Origin of the sequence: Tardiphaga sp. 37S4 (assembly GCF_021044645.1) — a bacterium.
Lineage (GTDB): Bacteria > Pseudomonadota > Alphaproteobacteria > Rhizobiales > Xanthobacteraceae > Tardiphaga > Tardiphaga robiniae.
In genome coordinates this window covers 1,373,666-1,392,404 of record NZ_CP088008.1, presented here as the reverse complement: position 1 = coordinate 1,392,404, position 18,739 = coordinate 1,373,666, and the positions used below count along the sequence as shown (strand labels likewise).

Genomic DNA, 18,739 nt, shown 5'->3' with positions numbered 1-18,739 from the left:
GGAATGTCGAGATGATGAACACGCGGGGATTCCCCGCCACTCCAATTGGAGTGGCTGAGGTTCGTGCTTGGCCGGCTTCGCCGGCGACACACGCCCCGGAATGACGACGTGTGGTTAGCTACCGCCAGCCCATGCCGGGCGCGACGTGTTTCAATATCGCCTCGATCACATGGGCGTTGTAATCGACACCCAACTGGTTCGGCACCGTCAGCAGCAGCGTATCGGCCTCCGCGATCGCCTCGTCGCCCTTGAGCTGCTTGATCAGTGCATCTGGCTCTGCCGCAAAGCTGCGGCCGAAGATGGCGCGCTCGGTGCCGTGCAGGTAGCCGACCTTGTCCTCGCCCTCGTTGCCCCGGCCGAAATAGGCGCGGTCGCGGTCGTCCACCAGCGCGAAGATGCTGCGGCTCACTGACACGCGCGGGTCGCGCGTATGTCCCGCCGCCTTCCAGGCGTCGCGATAGAGCCGGATCTGCTCGGCCTGCTGCACATGAAACGGCTTCCCACTCTCGTCGATCTTCAGCGTCGATGACTGCAGGTTCATGCCCTGCTTAGCCGCCCATTCCGCCGTCGCATTGGTGGAGGCACCCCACCAGATGCGCTCGCGCAATCCTTCGCTATGCGGCTCGAGCCGCAGCAGGCCCGGCGGGTTCGGAAACATCGGGTTGGGATTGGGCTGCGCAAAGCCCTTGCCTTGAAGGACGTCGAGAAACACCTCGGTATGCCGCCGCGCCATGTCGGCATCGGTTTGGCCCTCAGGGGGCGCGTAACCGAAATAGCGATAGCCGTCGATCACCTGCTCCGGCGAGCCTCTGGAGATGCCCAGCTGCAGCCGCCCGCCCGCGATGAGATCCGCGCTGCCGGCGTCCTCCGCCATATAGAGCGGGTTCTCGTAGCGCATGTCGATCACGGCGGTGCCGATCTCGATCTTCTTGGTGCGCGCGCCGACCGCGGCCAGCAGTGGAAACGGTGCGGCGAGCTGGCGCGCGAAATGATGCACCCGGAAATAGGCGCCGTCGGCGCCGAGTTCCTCGGCAGCAACGGCGAGATCGATGGACTGCAGCAGCGCATCGCCCGCCGAGCGCGTCTGTGACGAGGCCGACGGGGTCCAGTGGCCGAAGGAGAGAAAGCCGATGTTCTTCATGGGACGGATACTCAGGGTGGGTTTGCTGACCACCTATTTAGGCGTGAATGGGAGCAAGAAAAGGGAAACGATGGAAACGCATCGTTTCCGATGAGGCGATCATGCTCGTGGACTGCAGATCCGTGTCCACGTTCGCGCACCCGGCACGACGTCACACAGCCCCTCGCCCACACCCCTTAAGCGTGCATCCTGTCACAAATCTTCTATAGGTTGACCAAAATACGGCGTTGGGCGAGCATCAACGTCACATCGAAAAACGGGGGGACAGGCCATGCGCGTCACGACGTCTGCCGGAGCTTTCGAAGCGAGCGCGATCGCGGGCACGCGCGCCATCATGATCGCCCTCAATTGCGATGAGGCAGCGTGCAAGGGGCTGCTGGGATTTGCCTTCCGCCGCGCCAGGGGCGCCGGCAAGCCGGAATTCCTGCGATCGCTGAAAGTGTTCGAAGCGGTCGAGCCGAACCCCGATACCGAGCACGGAGAGTATTTCACCGACAAATTTCCGATCCAGAGTTTCCTCTGGAGCGACTACACCGCGGAGCCCGGCACGACCTATCACTTCGAGGTCATCCCCGTATTTGGCGATCCGACCGCGCCCGAACTGCGCGACGCCGAGAAGCTCGCCTTCACCGTCACGACGGAGAAGGAGGACGATGGTCAACACGGCATCTGGTTCAACCGCGGCGCCATCGCCAGCCAGGCCTATGCGCGCAAGTTCAAGAACCACAAACCGACCGAAGCGGAGATGGACAATCCGAAGGACGAGCACACGGTCTGGCTCTCGCGCGGCCTGCTGGAGGCCTGCCTGGACTATATCGACACGACAAAGAAGAGCGAGGCGCTGCGCGCCTGCATCTACGAATTCACCTACGCGCCCATCATCGAAGCGTTGAAGACGAAGATCGATGACGGCTTCGACGTCCGGCTGATCGTGCATGACGACAAGAAGGGCAAGAACCGCAAGGCGATGAAGGCCGCCGGCCTCGACGTCAAGGCAGAGCACAACGGCGAGCCGGTCGTGATCTGGCGCACGCGGCCGCCGATCCCGCACAACAAGTTCATCATCAAGCTCGACGGCGACGCGCCGCAAGAAGTGTGGACCGGCTCCACCAACATCACGCCGTCCGGTTTCCTCGGCCAGTCGAATGTCGGCCACCTCGTCCATGACAGCGACGTCGCCGAACAATACCTGAAATACTGGACGATCCTGAGCGACAACCCGACCGGCAAGCCGGCGAAGGAAGGCGTCGCGGAGATCTCGCCCTACCCGCCCGCCCTCGTGAAGCCGGGATCGCAGACCTGCATCTTCTCGCCGCGCCAGACGGCGTCGATGCTGAACTGGTATGCCGACCGGATGAGCGACGCCACCTCGTCGATCATGTTCACGGCCGCCTTCAACGTCGCCGCCGATTTCATCGAGCCGCTGGCGCGCGACCGCGACTTCCTGCGCTTCGTGCTCAAGGAAAAGCCGCCCACCGCCGACGAGCGCAAGGCACTCAAGGGTGACCGCGACCTGCAGATTTCCTTTGGCGCCGTGCTGGGCGCCGAGTTCAAGGTGGTCGACGGCAAGCTGGTCGCCAAGCGCAAGGTGAAGGAATTTCCGCTCGACCGCTGGTTTCTCAAGGAGGAGCTCACCCGCGACGAAGGCAACATCTTCTTCGTCCACACGAAATATCTGCTGATCGATCCCCTGAGCGACGATCCCCTGATCTGCACCGGCTCGGCGAATTTCTCGGGGGGATCGCTGACCACCAACGACGAAAACATGATCCTGATCCGCGGCTCGACCCGCGTGGCCGACATCTACATGACCGAGTTCGACCGGCTGTTTCGCCATTTCTATTTCCGCGATGTCGCCAATGACGTGGCCAGCAAGCGCAAGAAAGGCGAGAAGCCGGAAAAGGTATTCCTCGATCCGGACGACCGATGGACGGAGAGCTATTTCAAGCCCGGCGGATTCAAGTCGCGGCGGCGCGAGATGTTCTTCACGATCCCGGCGTCCAACTGGACCGTCAATGCCGCAACCCACAGCAATGACGAACCGGTGCGTCCGCCGAAGAAGAAAAAGGCGGCGAAGGCTGTAGCGAAGAAGGCGAAGACGAAGACAGCGAAGAAGAAAACAACCAAGAAGACGGCAAAGGCCGCGTCGGCCAAAAAGGCAAAGACCGTCAAATCCAAGAAGGTCGCGAAGGCGAAGGTCAAAAAAGCCAAGACCAAGACGACCAAGGCGAAGAAAGCCAAGACCAAGACGTCAAAGGCCAAGAAATCAAAGGCCAAGTCGAAACGTTGAGCACAACACCACGCCGGAGCCCCGCGCCCGGCGCTAGCTCAGCACGCCCGTCCCGTCGCGCGGCGCGCCGCCGCGGGTGGCGGCGGCCTTGATGCCCCAGTCGGCCATGAATTTCGGCCGCGGCTTGTCCTGCAGCATGAGTGCGCCGCCGACCAGTGCGCGTGTCGGGATCGCATCGCGGTCGATGGCGCCTTCGAGGGTCATGGCGAGATCGCGCGCGAAGACGCGGTTGCCGATATGCCAGGAATGGGTGAAGTCGCCGAAGAAGGTGCTCTTCTTCGGATCGAGCGTGGCGAAATAATCCCCGCAATTGACATTGGTCGCTTTCGAATGCGCGTCCGCCGGCAGGCCGACGCGGCCCGCGCGCGGCGCCACGCCGAGCCGCTTGGCATTGGAGGCCGCCAGCACGCTGTCATAGGGATTGGAATAATTGGTCAGCCGCAGGATGCGCTTGAACATCGGCTCCGACCAGGAGTCATTCGCCGACAGGCTCGACGACGCCACGTCGCCGGCGATGAAGGCGACCTGGCTGACGCGCCAGTTGCTCTTGAACAGCGCGCCGTCCTTCTCCGCCTGCACGAAGGCTTCCATGGCCACATAGGCGCCGGTGGAATGGCCGAGCAGATGGACATTGGTGACGCAGTCCTTCTCCTGTCCCTGCGCCAGCACGGTGATGCAATCGCTCACCAGCTTCACCGCCACTTCGGCGCCCTTGGAGCGATCCTGCCAATAGGCCAGCGTCTCGTTGTCGCTCGGCCAGTCGAAGCCGATGACGAGGCCCTTCCAGCCCTCGGCCTTGAGATCCTTCGCGAGCTGGCGCTGGCGCTTCATGATGATGTCGAGATCGTTATTGTAGCCGTGGATGAAGACGAGGATGTCGCCGGCCACGCTGATCGAATTCTGGTTGGGATCGCCATCAGCAATGTCGCGCACCTCCTTCACCCATTTGGCGAGATCGGTCTTGCTCGACGTCGCCATCGCCGGCGTCGGGATCGCCACATTGGTCGGCACCCGCAGATAGCGGATGGTGCCGACATTCTCGTTGAAGGCCGCGCCCGAGACGCCGCGCGCGGTGATCAGATAATCGACACCTGCCATGACGTCCCCCTGCCGTTCCCGTCGGGTTTCCTCCGCATCGCGCCGCCCCCTCTTTGTGAGCCAGGCACGATCGACGTGTGCCAGCCTATCGCGCAATCACAGGTGCAGCCAAGTGACCGGATGCGCGCCTCCCACGCCATCGACGACGACGGACGGCGACGCACCGGACGCCGCACGCCCGGCTTGCGCAATTCCAGAATTAGGTATATATTCTTTGGCATGACCCATCCGTTCTTCGGCCCCATCATCCGCCTTCGCGTCACGCCCGATGAGCCCGAGGCGCCGGACGCCTTTGTGGGCGGCCCACGCGTGCGCGGCTCAAAGCGGCCGCATGGGGATGCCAAATGCGCGCAGGTGCGCCGCCTGATCGAGACGACGACACTGACCTATGGCGAGATCGCGAAGCAGACCGGCGTCGGCCGCGCCTCGATCTGCCGCTGGACGCGCGACGGCGGCTGGAAGCGCCCGCTGTTCGCCCCGCGCGCCACCGACACGGTGCCCTCCGCCCGCGCCTCGCAGAAACTCAAGCTGCGCAAACTCGCCGAGCGGCTCCACGCGCTGGCGGAGCGCGCCGTGCGTGAACTGGAAGCGCAGCCCGATGTCGACATCGACCGTCTGATGCAGGCGCTGCAGGTGCTGAAGATGGCGCGGCTGGAGGCGATGGGCCGCCGGCGCCCGCGCCGCCACATCGACATGCCCGCGCGCACCGGCCGCGAGATGATGGAGCGCGACGCTGCAATCCGCACCGCGCTGAAGGAGATGCGCCGCGGCGGCGTCGATGTGACACAGATTCCGGACGACGCGATGGCGCTGCTGGAAGCGGCGCATACGCCGCCGGAGCGGGATCATCCGGCGCTGCGGCCAAGGGGGAGCAGGCGGAGATAGAATGCTCCGCGACACGCACACACCCGGCCTGCGTGAAGCTCGCCGTTAGCCCCACCCACTCCGTCATCCCCGGGCTTGACCCGAGGATCCACGCCTTTCTCATCTTGCGGCAAGACGTGGATGGCCGGGTCAAGCCCGGCCATGACGTGAGGAGAGAACAGCGTGCAACACGCGGTGCCGCCCGGCCACGACGTGGAGAAGACGGAGCCTCACACCTCCACCGGCAGATAGAAATCGATCACCGCGCCCTTCTTCGTCGGCGCGAACTCGCTGTCATAGCGTTCGAAATCCGGCCGGTCGGCGACCGTGAGCCCGGAGGCCGGCACAAGCTCGCCCCAGATGGTCGCCATCGCGCGCTTGATCTGCGGATGCACCGCCCCGCCGTTCAGCACGATGCGAAACACCGCATAACGCGATGCCGCGATGCGCTTCGCCGCAAAGCCCTCAGGCAGCGCCGCGTCTTCCGCGACGCCGACGCCGGCCATGTAATCGAAACTGCCTTCGGCGCGGTCGACATTCCAGACCACGCCATAGGTGGTCCAGCTCGGCGCCTGCCCTTCGAACGGCAATGCGCCCACCAGCTTCGACCACAGTTGCGGAATCTCGGCCTTGTTCGCTTCATCGAACCGCGCCGAAGGACCTGCGACGGTGAAGGCGTCCAGCGCCACCAGGTCCGGCAAGCAGTTGACAGCGACGGCGACGTCATCGGGCATGGTCATCGGATATTGTCCTTCGATGGGAGTGACACTGAAGCCGCGCCGAAACCGCCCGGGCGCAACGCCGAACAGGCGCGCAAAGGCGCGGGTGAACGCCTCCTGCGAGTCGAAGCCGCAATCGAGCGCGAGATCGACAAGGCGCAGATCGGGATCGGCCGTCAGCCGCTGCGCCGCGCGCACCAGCCTGCGCCCGCGCACATGCGCCATCACGCCCCGCCCCATCGCGGCCGAGAACAAGCGCGAAAAGTGATAGGGCGAGAGGTTGGCGCGGGCGGCGATCACATCGACGTTCAGGGGATCGTCGAGATGCTGTTCGATCCAGGCGAGGACAGCGACGAGATCAGGCGTGCGGTGCGGCATGGGCTGGTTCATGCGGCAGGTATCGCATGGGCGGATGGGGGTGTCTTGATCGGTCTTGCTACAGCAGGCAAGTTTTGGATGGCCAACACGATGCCCACCGATCCGCCGAGAATCCGTAGCTGCGGCCCTCGTGGACACCATCGACTACCAGCGTGGCCGTGCTAAGAAGCACGATCTGGGCGGCTGTCCATCGTCTCACCGGCCGCGTCTAAGTTGCATTTGCTAACTGTTTGAGTGTCGATACTGATTGACCTCCCACTACGCACGACTATGTGGCGGATTTAGCTCGGAGCTTCTGCAAGTCGACTTCGACCAACACGCACTACGCTTATGTCTTCCGCTTCCAATTGATCCACTCGATTGGCATTTACCAGCAGGACGATATTCGGCATGAAAACGGGTCGCTTGAGCGTTGCAGCGTCTAACGCCTGTTCCAACACGCTGCGCTTAATCTTAGTTGCTCGCGCCAGACTACGACGCGCTATGAAAAGAAGAAAAACAACGGCACGCCGCCAGTATATCTTAGCCCACCGGCGCTTCGAGATTCTTCGCTTCCAAGCCCTGAATTTGAAAGATCGTCACCGACGAAAACTCTATGCCCTTGCCGTGGTCGGGCTTTTGATCGCGAGCCTGGCCACAAGCCGCTTCATCACTCTCCCTCTTCAGCTATATTTCACACCCACCGACCTACTTTCGTCGCTTCGCAGCATACTGGGAACGGTGGGCGGCGCGTTGATGGGCGCCACAGCCATAGGATTCTCGGTTGTAATGCTAGCCGTTCAACTGAATTTTGCTCGCATTCCCCATGGACTATTTCGCAAACTAAGTTCCGATTTCAGATTATTGGGAGCCTTCGCCAGCACATTCATTCTAGCAATGATCGTAGCGGCACAATCGCTGATCCCAGACGCATCATGGGCAGCGTTCGCGCTTATGCTCACCACTTGGTGCTCAGGCACAACTTTGGTCCTGTTTCTTTACGCTTATCGAAGAGCCTTGGCGTTGATAAATCCACTTGTTCAACTGCATTTGGTTTACGAAGATGCAGACCGCGACATGCGCACATGGGCGCTACGAGCAGATCGGTTAGCTCCGTTGCTACAAAACGAACATAAAGGCCCGCCATCGCGCCGGCTTCAATCGACGCACGATATGGCGCGCGCCGCATTTTTCCAAGCAAATCCAGAATGGACAGCGGTTTCGCGCCGTGCGCTTGCACACGCGATTAGCTTCGCTCGCAGGTACGCAGAACAGAACGATTACGACGTATCGAGAAGGGCTATTGTGGCCATCGGTGCGATCAATGCGAAGTATGCCGAAGTAAAGGGAAGGACGTTTTTCTCCCACAACCCAGTCTTTGATAATCCCCTCTCAAGAGACGGCTTTATTACCGAGACACTTGAACATCTTCGGCTATTCATTCAAACGGCCCTGAAACGGGGCGACGAAGAGCAAATTCGGCAAGGTTTTTCAGGTATGGCGACGCTGGTTCGCGTCTACGCTACCATCGACTACGCCAACCCGAACATTGCGTCGAAACAAGACGCGCAACTTGCAGCTAGCTACCTCAGCGGTGCAGTTGAAAGTGTCATTCCGCACAACATGCCCGACGTCCTGATGGAAGGCGTTAGACTTATTGGGCAGTCCGCGCAAATCTTGCTAACATCAAATCCAAACGATGCAACGTCTCTCGCCCGCGACATTGCCGGCTTCGCAAGCCTAGGCTCAATTAAGGAGAACTATCGTCCTGTAACGTTAATTGGGATGGAGCAGCTTGCGAGACTTACCTTCAACCTTATCCAGAGCAATTCGCATGACATTGGATACGCATCGAAAGAAATTCGATCTGCTGTATCGTCAGTTGTAAAGACATTCCTGACTGTTCCTAGCGAGCCATTTTCTTCAACCCACAGCAGTTTTCTCGCGCCATATTATTCCTTGTCCAAGAGCGACACTCTTGGCGAATGGCTCACTGCGCTAGTCAACAAGATTGCGGAAGCGAACGTCGACGATGCGAGCGCGAAGAATTCCGCCGACCATGTGGAAGAATGGTCGACGGAAATGTATCGAATGGAAAAAGAGCTTCTCCTTCTTGCGATCGAAAGACGCTCACCATTCACGTTTGATATGGTGCATTGGATTGCTCACATCACGAAGCTACTGGTCACAACAGCACAGTCGCTCGCCACATCCGACTATGCAACCGACCAGCTAGAAAAGAATGCAACTTGGCTTATTTCGACCTTGTCGTGGATCCCAGACGACAAAGAGTCGGCAGGATTTGCAGACAACTACGGCGTCACCGATCAACTTTTTGACGTATCACTGCATACGGCCAACATTGGGTGCGAAGAAGTAGCGCAAGCGACGCGCGAGCTTCTTCTTTCTTGGGGATTAAAAGTTGGCAAGCAGAACGGCTTTGCCCTTGAAAAGGCTCTTCGCGTATCGGCACTAACAGTGCTTCCGAAAGACGATCCGCTTCATATACAATGGTTGAAGATGGAACTGCCGAAAAAACTAGCCGCACAAGCGATAGATCAGAAAGTGATAGATACGGCAGCAAGGGAACTCCGCACAAAAGCGGCATCATTTCGTCCGCGACAGTTTCCTACATCCCGAATTGACGCGGCAATGCAGCAGGTGAATCGAAAGAAAATGACCAACCTACTAAAGGAAATCGCCGACTTGATTTCACCCGACACAGCGAACGAAGAAGTAAGGATGGAGATTTGATCCAGCACGTGCCAGTTCGGGCTGACGTCGGCGACGGCTAGCATCATCGATGCATTCAGCGCGTCAGGAAGCATATCAACCCAAGCAAAAGCTACATACTCGTCAAGCACTCGATAGACACATTGATGTCTTTTTTTACACGCCAGACGAAGTCTGGCAGTCTCCTTGGTGAATATTATGCACCGACGCAGAGAATGGCATGGCCGGCGCATGCCCGGCCACGACCTTCAATAGCGGGTGCGTACAACGCCGCCCCTACCCCTCCTTGAACCCATATTCCGGCACATTGCCCGTCGCGCCGTAATACTTGTAGGGCAGGAACTTGCCGGACATCGTGATCTGGACGCGGTCGCCCTTGGGATTGGCGATGCGCTGCATCACCATGTCGAAATCGATCGCCGACATGATGCCGTCGCCGAATTCTTCCTCGATCAGCGCCTTCCAGGCCGGGCCGTTCACCATCACCATCTCGTAGAAGCGATAGATCAGCGGATCCTGCGGCGGCATCTGGACGTTTTCGGCGCGCATCGGGATCTCGTTGAGCATCGCGGTCTCCGCCTTGGTGAGGCCGAACAGCTCGCCGGCATTGGCCGCCTGCGGCTTGGTCAGCTTCATGTTGCCGAGAATGGCGCCGACGATCAGCACTTCGGAATAGCCGCCGATCTGCTCGCAGATATATTTCCAGGTCCATTCCTTCTCGCGCTTGATGTCGAGCAGCTTTTCGGTGAGGTCGGATCGCAGCATGGTCGTTTCTCCTTCGGTCTTAAGGCTTCGGGTGACGCGGCTAGCGCGTCGCGCTGTGAAGAGACGGCATCGTTGGCGCCTCGGGGAATGCAGGCCGCACCACCGGCACATGGCGCGGGTCGTGGTTCGGCGTGGTGGCGGTGAACGTCTTGCTGCGCGTCACCAGGAAATCGATGATGTGGTTGCGCAGCGCGTAATAATGCGGGTGCTTGTGCAGATCGATGCGCGAGCGATCCCGCGGCAGCGGGTTCTCGACGATCTCCGCCAGCACGGCGCCGGGGCCGTTGGTCATCAGGAAGATCTTGTCGGCGAGATACATCGCCTCGTCGACGTCATGGGTGATCATGAAGGTGGTCTGGCCGGTCTCCAGCGTGACGCGCCGCACCTCGTCCTGCAGCGTGCCGCGCGTCAGCGCGTCGAGCGCCGAGAACGGCTCGTCCATCAGCATGATCTTCGGCGTGATCGACAGCGCGCGCGCAATGCCGACGCGCTGCTTCATGCCGCCGGACAGTTCCGACGGCCGCTTGTGCTCGGAGCCGGTGAGGCCGACCTTGTCGATATAGGTCTGCGCATGGGCGCGGACTTTCGCCTTGTCCCACTTACGCCATTTCGACGACACCGCATAGGCGATGTTGCCCATGACCGTCAGCCACGGCAGCAGCGCGTGACTCTGGAAGATCACCGCGCGGTCGAGGCTGGTGCCTGATATCGCCTGGCCATCGACGATGACGGTGCCTTCGCTGGGCTCGTCCAGCCCGGCGAGGATGTTCAGCACCGTGGTCTTGCCGCAGCCGGAATGACCAATGATGCAGCCGAATTCGCCAGATGGCATCGACAGCCAGAGATCCTCGAAGATCGTCGTGCTGCCGCCCGCCGCCGCCGGATAGCGCTTGGCGATGCCCTCGATGGAAATGAATTTGGTGGTCATGACGATACTTTCAGCGACGCGCCACTCCTTCTCCCCGCTTGCGGGGAGAAGGTCGGGATGAGGGGGAGCCGCTGCGACGTCGTGCTGCCGAGAGTCCCCCTCACCCGACTTCCACGCGCTGCGCGCGTTACAGTCGACCTCTCCCCGCCTGGCGAAGCTTCGCTTCGCTGTGCGGGGCGAGGTAAGCAAGAAGCGCTCGTTAAGATTACAAATCGCATCGCATCACTCCGGAAACGTGACCATGCGGGTGAAGCGCGCTAATATCTGATCGAGCAACATGCCGACGATCCCGATCAGCAGGATCGCGATAATCACATTTGTGATCGATAAATTATTCCATTCGTTCCAGACGAAGTAACCGATGCCCGTTCCGCCGACCAACATTTCAGCGGCGACGATCACCAGCCACGCGATGCCGATGGAGATGCGCATGCCGGTGAGGATCGTTGGCGCGGCCGCCGGAAGAATGACGGTGAAGGCGCGGCGGAAGGTGCCGACTTCCAGCGTGCGCGCGACATTAATCCATTCCTTGCGCACGGCGGCGACGCCGAAGGCGGTGTTGAGCAGCATCGGCCATACCGAGCAGATGAAGATCACGAAGATCGCCGACAGGCTGGAATCCTTGATGGTGTAGAGCGCCAGCGGCATCCATGCCAAAGGCGAGATCGGCTTCAGCACCTGGATGAACGGATCGAGCGCCTTGTTCATCAGCGGCGACATGCCGATCAGAAAGCCGAGCGGGATCGCGACGATGACAGCGATCAGATAGCCGAGCCCGACGCGGCCGATCGAGTAAGCCAGCTGGATGCCGAGGCCCTTGTCGTTCGGCCCGTTGTCATAGAACGGCCGCTTCAGGTGCTCCCACAGTTTTGCGCCGACATCGAGCGGCCCGGGCATCGCGGATTTGCCTGAGGTCGCCGTAAGGCCCATCAGCTTTGCGTATTCCGGCGACATGGTGCCGACGCTCAAAGTCTGCCGCGTGGCGAGGTGCCACACGCCGATGAAGGCGAGAAAGATCGCGATGGACACGACGGCAGCGCGGAAGCGAAGGGATTGGATCATTGTGGTCCTTTCCTTCTCCCCGCTTGCGGGGAGAAGGTGGCGCGAGCTTGCGAAGCAAGTTCGCGACGGATGAGGGGGACTCTCCGCAAACTGCGGAGCGTGTGGAGAGTCCCCCTCACCCGACTTCCACGCGCTGCGCGCGCTCCAGTCGACCTCTCCCCGCAGGCGGGGAGAGGCAAGGAAGAAGCGCTCGCGACAACCATTCTCACGTCGCCTTCCTGATCTTAAAACTCGCCAGATATTCCTTCGGCTTTTCCGGATCGAAGGTCTTGCCCATCACGGCGAACGACTTGTAGCTCGTCGCCGGCGGCGTCAGGCCCATTTCCTTCATCACCTTCGCCGTATCGGTGGCGAGATAGATCTGTTCGGCGACGCCCTTGTAGTCGACGTCGCCCTTGATCTGGCCCCAGCGCTGCATCTGGGTCATCATCCACACCGCGAAGGACTGCCACGGGAACGGATCGAAATCGACGCGCTTCGCATCGGTCTTGATGCCGCCGAGACCGTCGGCATAGGTGCCGGTCAGCACCTGCTCCAGCACCACCGGCGGCGCGTTAAGATAGGCGGCCGGCGCGATGGCCTCGGCGATCGACTTGCGGTTCTCCGCCTTCGACGCATAGGCCGTCGCATCGACGATGGCGCGCGTCAGCGCGGCGAAGGAATTCGGCGACGTCGTGATGAACTCCTTGCTCGCCGCGAACGAACAGCACGGATGCCCGTCCCAGATTTCCTTGGACAGGATATGCATGAAGCCGACGCCGTCATAGATCGCGCGCTGGCAGATATTGTCGGGCGCGAGGAAGCCATCGATATTGTCGGCGCGGAGGTTCGCGACCATTTCCGGCGGCGGCACCGAGCGCAGCTGCACGTCGGTGTCGGGATCGATGCCGTGTTCGGCGAGGTAGTAACGCAGCAGATAGTTGTGCATCGAATAGTCGAACGGAATGGCGAGCTTGAAGCCTTTCCAGTCCTTCGGATCGCGCTTGTCCTTGTGCTTCATGGCGAGGGTAATGCCCTGACCGTTAATGTTCTCGATCGCCGGCACGGTATAGGGAATCGGCTGCGAGCCGAGGCCGAGTGAAATCGCGATCGGCATCGGCGCCAGCATATGCGCGGCGTCGTATTCCTTGTTGATGGTCTTGTCGCGGATGACGGCCCAGCCGGCGGTCTTCACCACTTCGACATTGAGGCCCTGCTTCTTATAGAAGCCGAGCGGATCGGCCATGATGATCGGCGTTGCACAGGTGATCGGAATGAAGCCGACCTTGAGATCGGTCTTTTCCAGTTTGCCCGCGCCCTGCGCGAACACTTCGGTCGCCGTCTTGATCGGGAAGAACTGCGACAGCGCCGCCAGCGCGCTGGACGCACCGACCGACTTCAGGAATGCGCGGCGCGCGACCTCTTTCGGAAACACCGCGCGCATCACCGCCGAGGCGACGACGCCCTCATAGCGCTTGGCCTCGGTCTCGGGAATGTCGCAGCTGAGCTGCAGCGTGGCCTCATGCTCGGATTGGCTGGCGTGCTGACCGCAACTGCAGGCACCGGCGCGCAAGCGGCGGGCGGGATCGAACGGATTGTCGAATGTGGACATGTGACCTCCTCGGTGACGCTCCGGTCAATTACGCAAGGAGTGTGCCAGCCCGGCCGGCGCCGGAATGTCCAATCGCCGCAGGCATTTCGGGCCTGCATTGGCGATTACGAGAATTCGTGCTACACGAAAATTCGTAGCCTGATTACGATTTTTCGGAGTTTCGCCGATGGATTTTGCAACGGCCCAGCCGCATGATTTGCGAACCATCGCCTTCGATTATTCGGTCGAGCCGACGCTGCTGCTCGATCCCCATGCCGACCAGATCATCGACGCCAACCCGGCGGCCTGCACCCTGCTCGGCTATGACCGCGCGCTGCTGCGCCAGATCAAGATCAGCGCGCTGCATGCGGGCCAGTTGCCGGCGCTGATCGTGTTCACCCAGGCGGTGCTGGCCAAGGGCTCCTACTGGACCAACACGCTGACGCCGCGCCACGCCACCGGCGAAGCGTTGCAGCTCGAATATGCGGGCTCGCTGGTGCCGCAAGGCGAACGCGCGCTGCTGCTGCTCACCATGAGCGATCTCGAACAGCGCCGCCGCCGCCATGTGGACGCCGCCGCCGAGGATCACATGCGCGGCGGCATTGCCGCCTGGCAGCGGGTCGAGCGCGTGTTTCAGGATATCGAACGCGAGAACCAGTTGATCCTGCGCGCTGCGGGCGAAGGCATCTACGGCGTCAATGCCGATGGCAAGACCACCTTCGTCAATCCCGCGGCGGAGCGCATGCTGGGCTGGACCGCCGATGAACTCGTCGGCAAGGAAATCCACCCGATCGTGCATCACAGCCATCACGACGGCAGCCACTATCCCGATCACGACTGCCCGATCTATGCCGCGTTTCGCGACGGCGCCGTGCACAATGTCGACAATGAGGTGTTCTGGCGCAAGGACGGCTCGCCGGTCTGGGTCGAATACACGTCGACGCCGATCCGCGACCGCCACATGGTGGTCGGCGCAGTCATCGTGTTTCGCGATGTCAGCCAGCGCCGCGAGGCCGACGAAAAACTCCATGCCGCGCTGGCCGAAGTCGACCGGCTGCGCGAGCGGCTCGAACTCGAAAACGCCTATCTGCAGGAGGAAATCCGCATCGAGACCAACCCGCGCGGCATCATCGGCCAGAGCGAGGCGATCCAGAAAACGCTGCGGCAGGTCAAGCTGGTCGCGCCGACCACCGCGGCGGTGATGATCACCGGCGAGTCCGGCACCGGCAAGGAATTGATCGCACGCGCGATCCACGAAGCCTCCGGGCGCCGCGACCGGCCGCTGATCCGCGTCAATTGCGCGGCGATCCCGCGCGAATTGTTCGAGAGCGAATTCTTCGGCCATGTGCGCGGCGCCTTCACCGGCGCCGTGCGCGACCGCATCGGCCGGTTTGAGCTCGCCGATGGCGGCACGCTGTTTCTCGACGAGGTCGGCGAGATCCCGCTGGAGCTGCAGGGCAAGCTGCTGCGCGTGCTGCAGGAGGGCAATTTCGAACGCGTCGGCGAGGAGCGCACCCGCTCCGTCGATGTCCGCGTCATCGCCGCCACCAACCGCAATCTCAAGCAGGAAGTGGCGCGCGGACGGTTTCGCGAGGATCTGTATTTCCGGCTCAACGTGTTTCCCGTGGAGTCGGTGCCGCTGCGCGACCGCCGCGAGGACATTCCCCTGCTGGCGCAGCACTTCCTGCTCAGCGAGAAACTGAAATCCGACCTGCGCCTGTCCGAGGGCGATGCGCGGCGGCTGTCGCGCTACGACTGGCCGGGCAATGTGCGCGAGCTGCAGAACGTGATCGAGCGCGCGGTGATCCTGGCGCAGAACGGCCGGCTGCGGATCGACCTGCCGGATGCGCCCGGCCCGCATCATGCCGCGGGTTCACATCGCGTGAAGCCCGACGCCCGGCCGGCGGTGATGACCTCAGCCGAACTGCGCGATCACGAACGCAGCAACATCCTCGCAGCTCTGCAAGCGACATCGGGCAAGGTGTTCGGTCCCGGCGGCGCGGCGGAGCTGCTGGACATCAAACCGACGACGCTGGCTTCACGGATGAAAGTGTTGGGGATCGAAGGTGCGCGAGCAAAAGCGGGCCCGTAAGCCCCACACCGTCATTCCGGGGCGCGGCCGGCACTTGCCGGACGCGAACCCGGAATCCCGACATGTTCGGCATCTCTCAATGCCGGGCGGTTCAGAGGCGATGAACACTCCGGGATTCGCCGCCACTCCAATTGGAGTGGCTGAGGTTCGCGCGCAAAAGACGGCCCCACGCCCCGGAATGACGACATTCCCGCAAATAACCTACTCAACTCTCCACGCTCCGCCGCAAAGCCAGTTGAGCGCCGCAACAGGTCAGGTAGTATACTACTTTTCGTTTTCGCTGGGGCAGACCGTGAATTTCAGCCAACAGAACGACATCAGCCCGAACAGGTCGAACCATCATCTACCGCATTCTCGGCTATGGTGTGCGTGGGTGCTCCTCGTGCAATTCATGATCGCAAGCGGGTCCATGCAGCTTGCCCGCGCTGCCGATCCACAGCCAGCGCTCGTTCTCTCTGCCTGCCGTGGCATGGCCTCCGCAGCGCCGTTCGAGCGAACTCCGAATGCCAGCGCTACAGAAGAAAGAGAAAGAGAGTTCGTTAGAACGATCGCCGACCATATGTATGGCGAAGGTTATGAGCGTTCAGTGCAGCAACTGACCGACGCCATCAAGCGTAATCCAACTAACTCCATCTTCTATATCACGCGTGGCCAAGCCCATTATGGGCACCACGACTTCGCCCGCGCTGTGGAAGATTTCAATCATGCGATCATGCTCGATCCCGATTCCTGGATCGCTTACTCTGGCCGTGGAGAGGCTTATGAGCGCATGTTTGAACATGATCGCGCCATCGACGACCTCGACAGAGCTATTCAACTTTCTCCTCGCAATGCCCGGGCGCTCACTTTCAGAGGGTCTGCTTACCTCAACAAACGGGAATATGACCGGGCGATCGACGATTTCAGCAGGGCGAACAAGCTCGATCCGCGATGCTCCGCTGTGCTTATCGCCCGGGGCACGGCCCATGAGCTGCAGGGAGACCGAAACAGCGCAATCGCCGACCATGATGCGGCGCTTGAACTCAATGCGAGGTGGCTGAATCCTCGCGGCTTTACACTGCGCGCGAGCGCATATGGCAAGACAGGTCAGTACGACCTTGCAATACGGGACCTTAGCCAGGCTCGTGGACGTTATGCCAAAGACGTTAGCTTTTGGAATAACCTGTGCCTCTACCAGGCGATAGCGGGCGCTTTTGACAAGGCGCTCGCCAATTGCAACGAGGCGCTACGGCGTCAGCCAGACGACCCGCATGTTCTCGACAGCCGAGGCTTTACCTATCTCAAGATGGGCTCGCTCGACGGAGCTCTTGCTGACTATGAGGCCGCGCTTCGTAAGGATCCCAAGCTTGCAAATTCGCTGTATGGTCGCGGCGTCGCGAAACGATTGAAGGGCGATTTCGCCGCCAGCGAGATCGACCTCGCGACAGCACAAGCCCTGAAGCCAAACATAGCAGAAGAAATGGCGCAGCTCGGCGTGAAGTAGGGCAACGAGGTCAAGTGAAGCCCGGCCCCCTTGCATCTCCCGAAAATGGGTTTATATTCCCCTTCATGCCATATCCATTCGTCCCTCTCTTCGACCCCAGGATCCGCGTCATCGACTCCTCCGCGGACGCGGTGGCGCGCGTTCGGGTCGATGCCGATCCCGGACCGCCGCCGGTTGCGGGCGGACGTCCCAAGGGATCCAAGCGTCCGCATACGAATGCCACGGTCGCGGGGGTGCGCCGCCTCATCGAGGAGACCACGCTGACCCACAGGGAGATCGCGGCGAGGATGGGCGTTGCCAACGGCACCATCGCGAAATGGACGCGCGACTTCGGCTGGCAGCGTCATCCGTTTGCGCCTGTTGCCAACGACAAGATGCCCACCGCTCGCGCCGGCCGCCGGCTGAAGCTGCGCGTGCTGGGCAACAAGCTCCATCTGCTGGCCGAGCGCTGCGCTGCTGAGCTGTGGAGCAGCCCCAGTGTCGATCTCGACCGGCTGATCCAGGCCATGCAGGTGCTGAAGATGGCGCGGCTGGAATATATGGGCAACCGGCGCCCGCGCCGCCGCCCCGATGGGCCGGCGCGCACCGGGCGGGACTGGATCGACCGCGACACCGCGATCCGCAATGCGCTGAAGCAGATGCGCCGCGGCGGCGTCGCTATTGACCGCATCCCCGATGAAGCCATGGCTCTGCTGGAAGAGGCGCATACGCCGCCGGAGCGTGACCACCCGGCGCTGCGGCCGAGGGGACCAAGGCGGAGGGTGTAGTGTAATTACGACGCTGACAGACATGCGGCGCGATCAGCCGCATCTGGTGAGACGCGGCATCGGGCACTCTGGCGTCCACTATTTTTAAACTTTCCGGCCAATCATCATTATAGAAAATTATGACCCGACATTTGAAGAGTCTTGCGACAACGATCCTCACTCGCTCCAGGTCTCAGCCGTAAGCGGCAGCTCGTTGAGTTCGACGCGGGCCTCGCGCCATGTCGGATAGTGATTTTCAAGTATCGCAATAAAGCGATCGTTGTGAGTCGGCTCAACCAGATGTGCCATCTCGTGGACGATTACATATTCCAGAAGATCTTTTGGTTTTTTTACCAGTTCCGTATTGAGACGGATGTGACCCGCGCGATGATTGCAGCTCCCCCACTTGGTCTTCATCCTTTGTAAGAAGTAGCCTCGGAGATCTACTTTGAGCCTCCGCTCCCACCTTTCGATAAGCGGCGGGACTTGCATGTGGAGCAGTGTCTTATGCCACTTGTGCATCACCTCGGCGCGCTTGGCAGCGTCGCTCTCAGGGCGCACGGTCAGGGTAATTCGTTTGTGATCAAGGGCAACATGCGGTTTGCAATCAGCGTGTACGACCGTGAGAAGATGGCGCCGCCCCCACAGAAAATGACTCTCCCGGTTGACAAATTTGCGCGGCGCCTCTCGAGTCTGAGCCGCCAATTTCTGCCGCTGCTCGCGAATCCAGCCGAGCTTCGAAATCGCGTAGGCCCGGGCCACTTCTAACCGCGTGTCAGTCGGGGCGACCAAAGTCACGCGGCCATGAGGTGGATGTACGGAAAGGTGGACGTTCTTGATCCCCTTCCGAGTCACCGCGATAGAGATCTCTCCAAGTTCGATCGTTTCCAT

Annotated in this window: 14 protein-coding genes; 6 read left to right on the top strand and 8 right to left on the bottom strand. The window is 61.2% G+C overall.

The window, feature by feature from the left end; all coding sequences use genetic code 11:
- Positions 1-118 precede the first annotated feature (118 nt).
- Entirely contained in the window at positions 119-1,141 is a 1,023-nt protein-coding gene (locus tag LPB73_RS06495) for an LLM class flavin-dependent oxidoreductase (protein WP_093756492.1), read from the bottom strand.
- A 271-nt stretch (positions 1,142-1,412) separates the two neighbouring features.
- On the opposite strand from LPB73_RS06495, the gene LPB73_RS06490 reads away from it, so the two are divergent.
- Positions 1,413-3,431 carry a phospholipase D-like domain-containing protein gene (locus tag LPB73_RS06490; RefSeq protein ID WP_231080031.1) on the top strand — a complete coding sequence of 673 codons (2,019 nt, stop codon included), beginning with the start codon at positions 1,413-1,415 and terminating at the stop codon, positions 3,429-3,431.
- 33 nt (positions 3,432-3,464) lie between these two features.
- On the opposite strand, the gene LPB73_RS06485 is transcribed toward LPB73_RS06490, so the two are convergent.
- Complete coding sequence (locus tag LPB73_RS06485) at positions 3,465-4,529, bottom strand: alpha/beta fold hydrolase (protein ID WP_231080030.1); 1,065 nt, start codon at positions 4,527-4,529, stop codon at positions 3,465-3,467.
- Between the two features lie 120 nt (positions 4,530-4,649).
- Here LPB73_RS06485 and LPB73_RS06480 point away from each other — a divergent pair, with 120 nt between their 5' ends.
- Positions 4,650-5,414 carry a hypothetical protein gene (locus LPB73_RS06480; protein WP_231080029.1) on the top strand — a complete coding sequence of 255 codons (765 nt, stop codon included), beginning with the start codon at positions 4,650-4,652 and terminating at the stop codon, positions 5,412-5,414.
- A 209-nt stretch (positions 5,415-5,623) separates the two neighbouring features.
- Here LPB73_RS06480 and LPB73_RS06475 read toward each other — a convergent pair whose 3' ends face one another.
- On the bottom strand, positions 5,624-6,502 hold the full coding sequence (locus LPB73_RS06475) for an AraC family transcriptional regulator (protein ID WP_231080028.1): 879 nt from the start codon (positions 6,500-6,502) through the stop codon (positions 5,624-5,626).
- Between the two features lie 378 nt (positions 6,503-6,880).
- On the opposite strand from LPB73_RS06475, the gene LPB73_RS06470 reads away from it, so the two are divergent.
- The gene (locus LPB73_RS06470) at positions 6,881-9,223 is read left to right on the top strand and encodes a DUF2254 domain-containing protein (RefSeq protein ID WP_231080027.1); all 2,343 of its coding nucleotides are present in this window, start codon (positions 6,881-6,883) and stop codon (positions 9,221-9,223) included.
- 255 nt (positions 9,224-9,478) lie between these two features.
- On the opposite strand, the gene cynS is transcribed toward LPB73_RS06470, so the two are convergent.
- From cynS to LPB73_RS06450, 4 genes are all read right to left on the bottom strand, one after another.
- Positions 9,479-9,967 carry a cyanase gene (gene cynS / locus LPB73_RS06465; protein WP_231080026.1) on the bottom strand — a complete coding sequence of 163 codons (489 nt, stop codon included), beginning with the start codon at positions 9,965-9,967 and terminating at the stop codon, positions 9,479-9,481.
- 40 nt (positions 9,968-10,007) lie between these two features.
- Positions 10,008-10,895: an ABC transporter ATP-binding protein gene (locus LPB73_RS06460; RefSeq protein ID WP_231080025.1), complete on the bottom strand. Its 888-nt coding sequence runs from the start codon at positions 10,893-10,895 to the stop codon at positions 10,008-10,010.
- A 222-nt stretch (positions 10,896-11,117) separates the two neighbouring features.
- Positions 11,118-11,957 (bottom strand): nitrate ABC transporter permease, encoded by an 840-nt coding sequence (gene ntrB, locus LPB73_RS06455; RefSeq protein WP_175367927.1) that lies wholly within the window; start codon positions 11,955-11,957, stop codon positions 11,118-11,120.
- A gap of 205 nt (positions 11,958-12,162) precedes the next feature.
- Entirely contained in the window at positions 12,163-13,548 is a 1,386-nt protein-coding gene (locus LPB73_RS06450) for a CmpA/NrtA family ABC transporter substrate-binding protein (RefSeq protein WP_231080024.1), read from the bottom strand.
- 166 nt (positions 13,549-13,714) lie between these two features.
- Between LPB73_RS06450 and LPB73_RS06445 the strand changes: the two genes are divergently transcribed.
- The 3 genes from LPB73_RS06445 (at position 13,715) to LPB73_RS06435 (ending at position 17,869) form a co-directional block, all read left to right on the top strand.
- Positions 13,715-15,619: a sigma 54-interacting transcriptional regulator gene (locus LPB73_RS06445; RefSeq protein ID WP_231080023.1), complete on the top strand. Its 1,905-nt coding sequence runs from the start codon at positions 13,715-13,717 to the stop codon at positions 15,617-15,619.
- Between the two features lie 391 nt (positions 15,620-16,010).
- On the top strand, positions 16,011-17,102 hold the full coding sequence (locus tag LPB73_RS06440) for a tetratricopeptide repeat protein (RefSeq protein ID WP_231081090.1): 1,092 nt from the start codon (positions 16,011-16,013) through the stop codon (positions 17,100-17,102).
- Positions 17,103-17,233: 131 nt separating this feature from the next.
- Positions 17,234-17,869, top strand: a complete 636-nt coding sequence (locus LPB73_RS06435; RefSeq protein WP_231080022.1) for a hypothetical protein — start codon at positions 17,234-17,236, stop codon at positions 17,867-17,869.
- Positions 17,870-18,025: 156 nt separating this feature from the next.
- Here the strand turns inward: LPB73_RS06435 and LPB73_RS06430 are convergent, their stop codons facing one another.
- Complete coding sequence (locus LPB73_RS06430; protein ID WP_231080021.1) at positions 18,026-18,739, bottom strand: M48 family metallopeptidase; 714 nt, start codon at positions 18,737-18,739, stop codon at positions 18,026-18,028.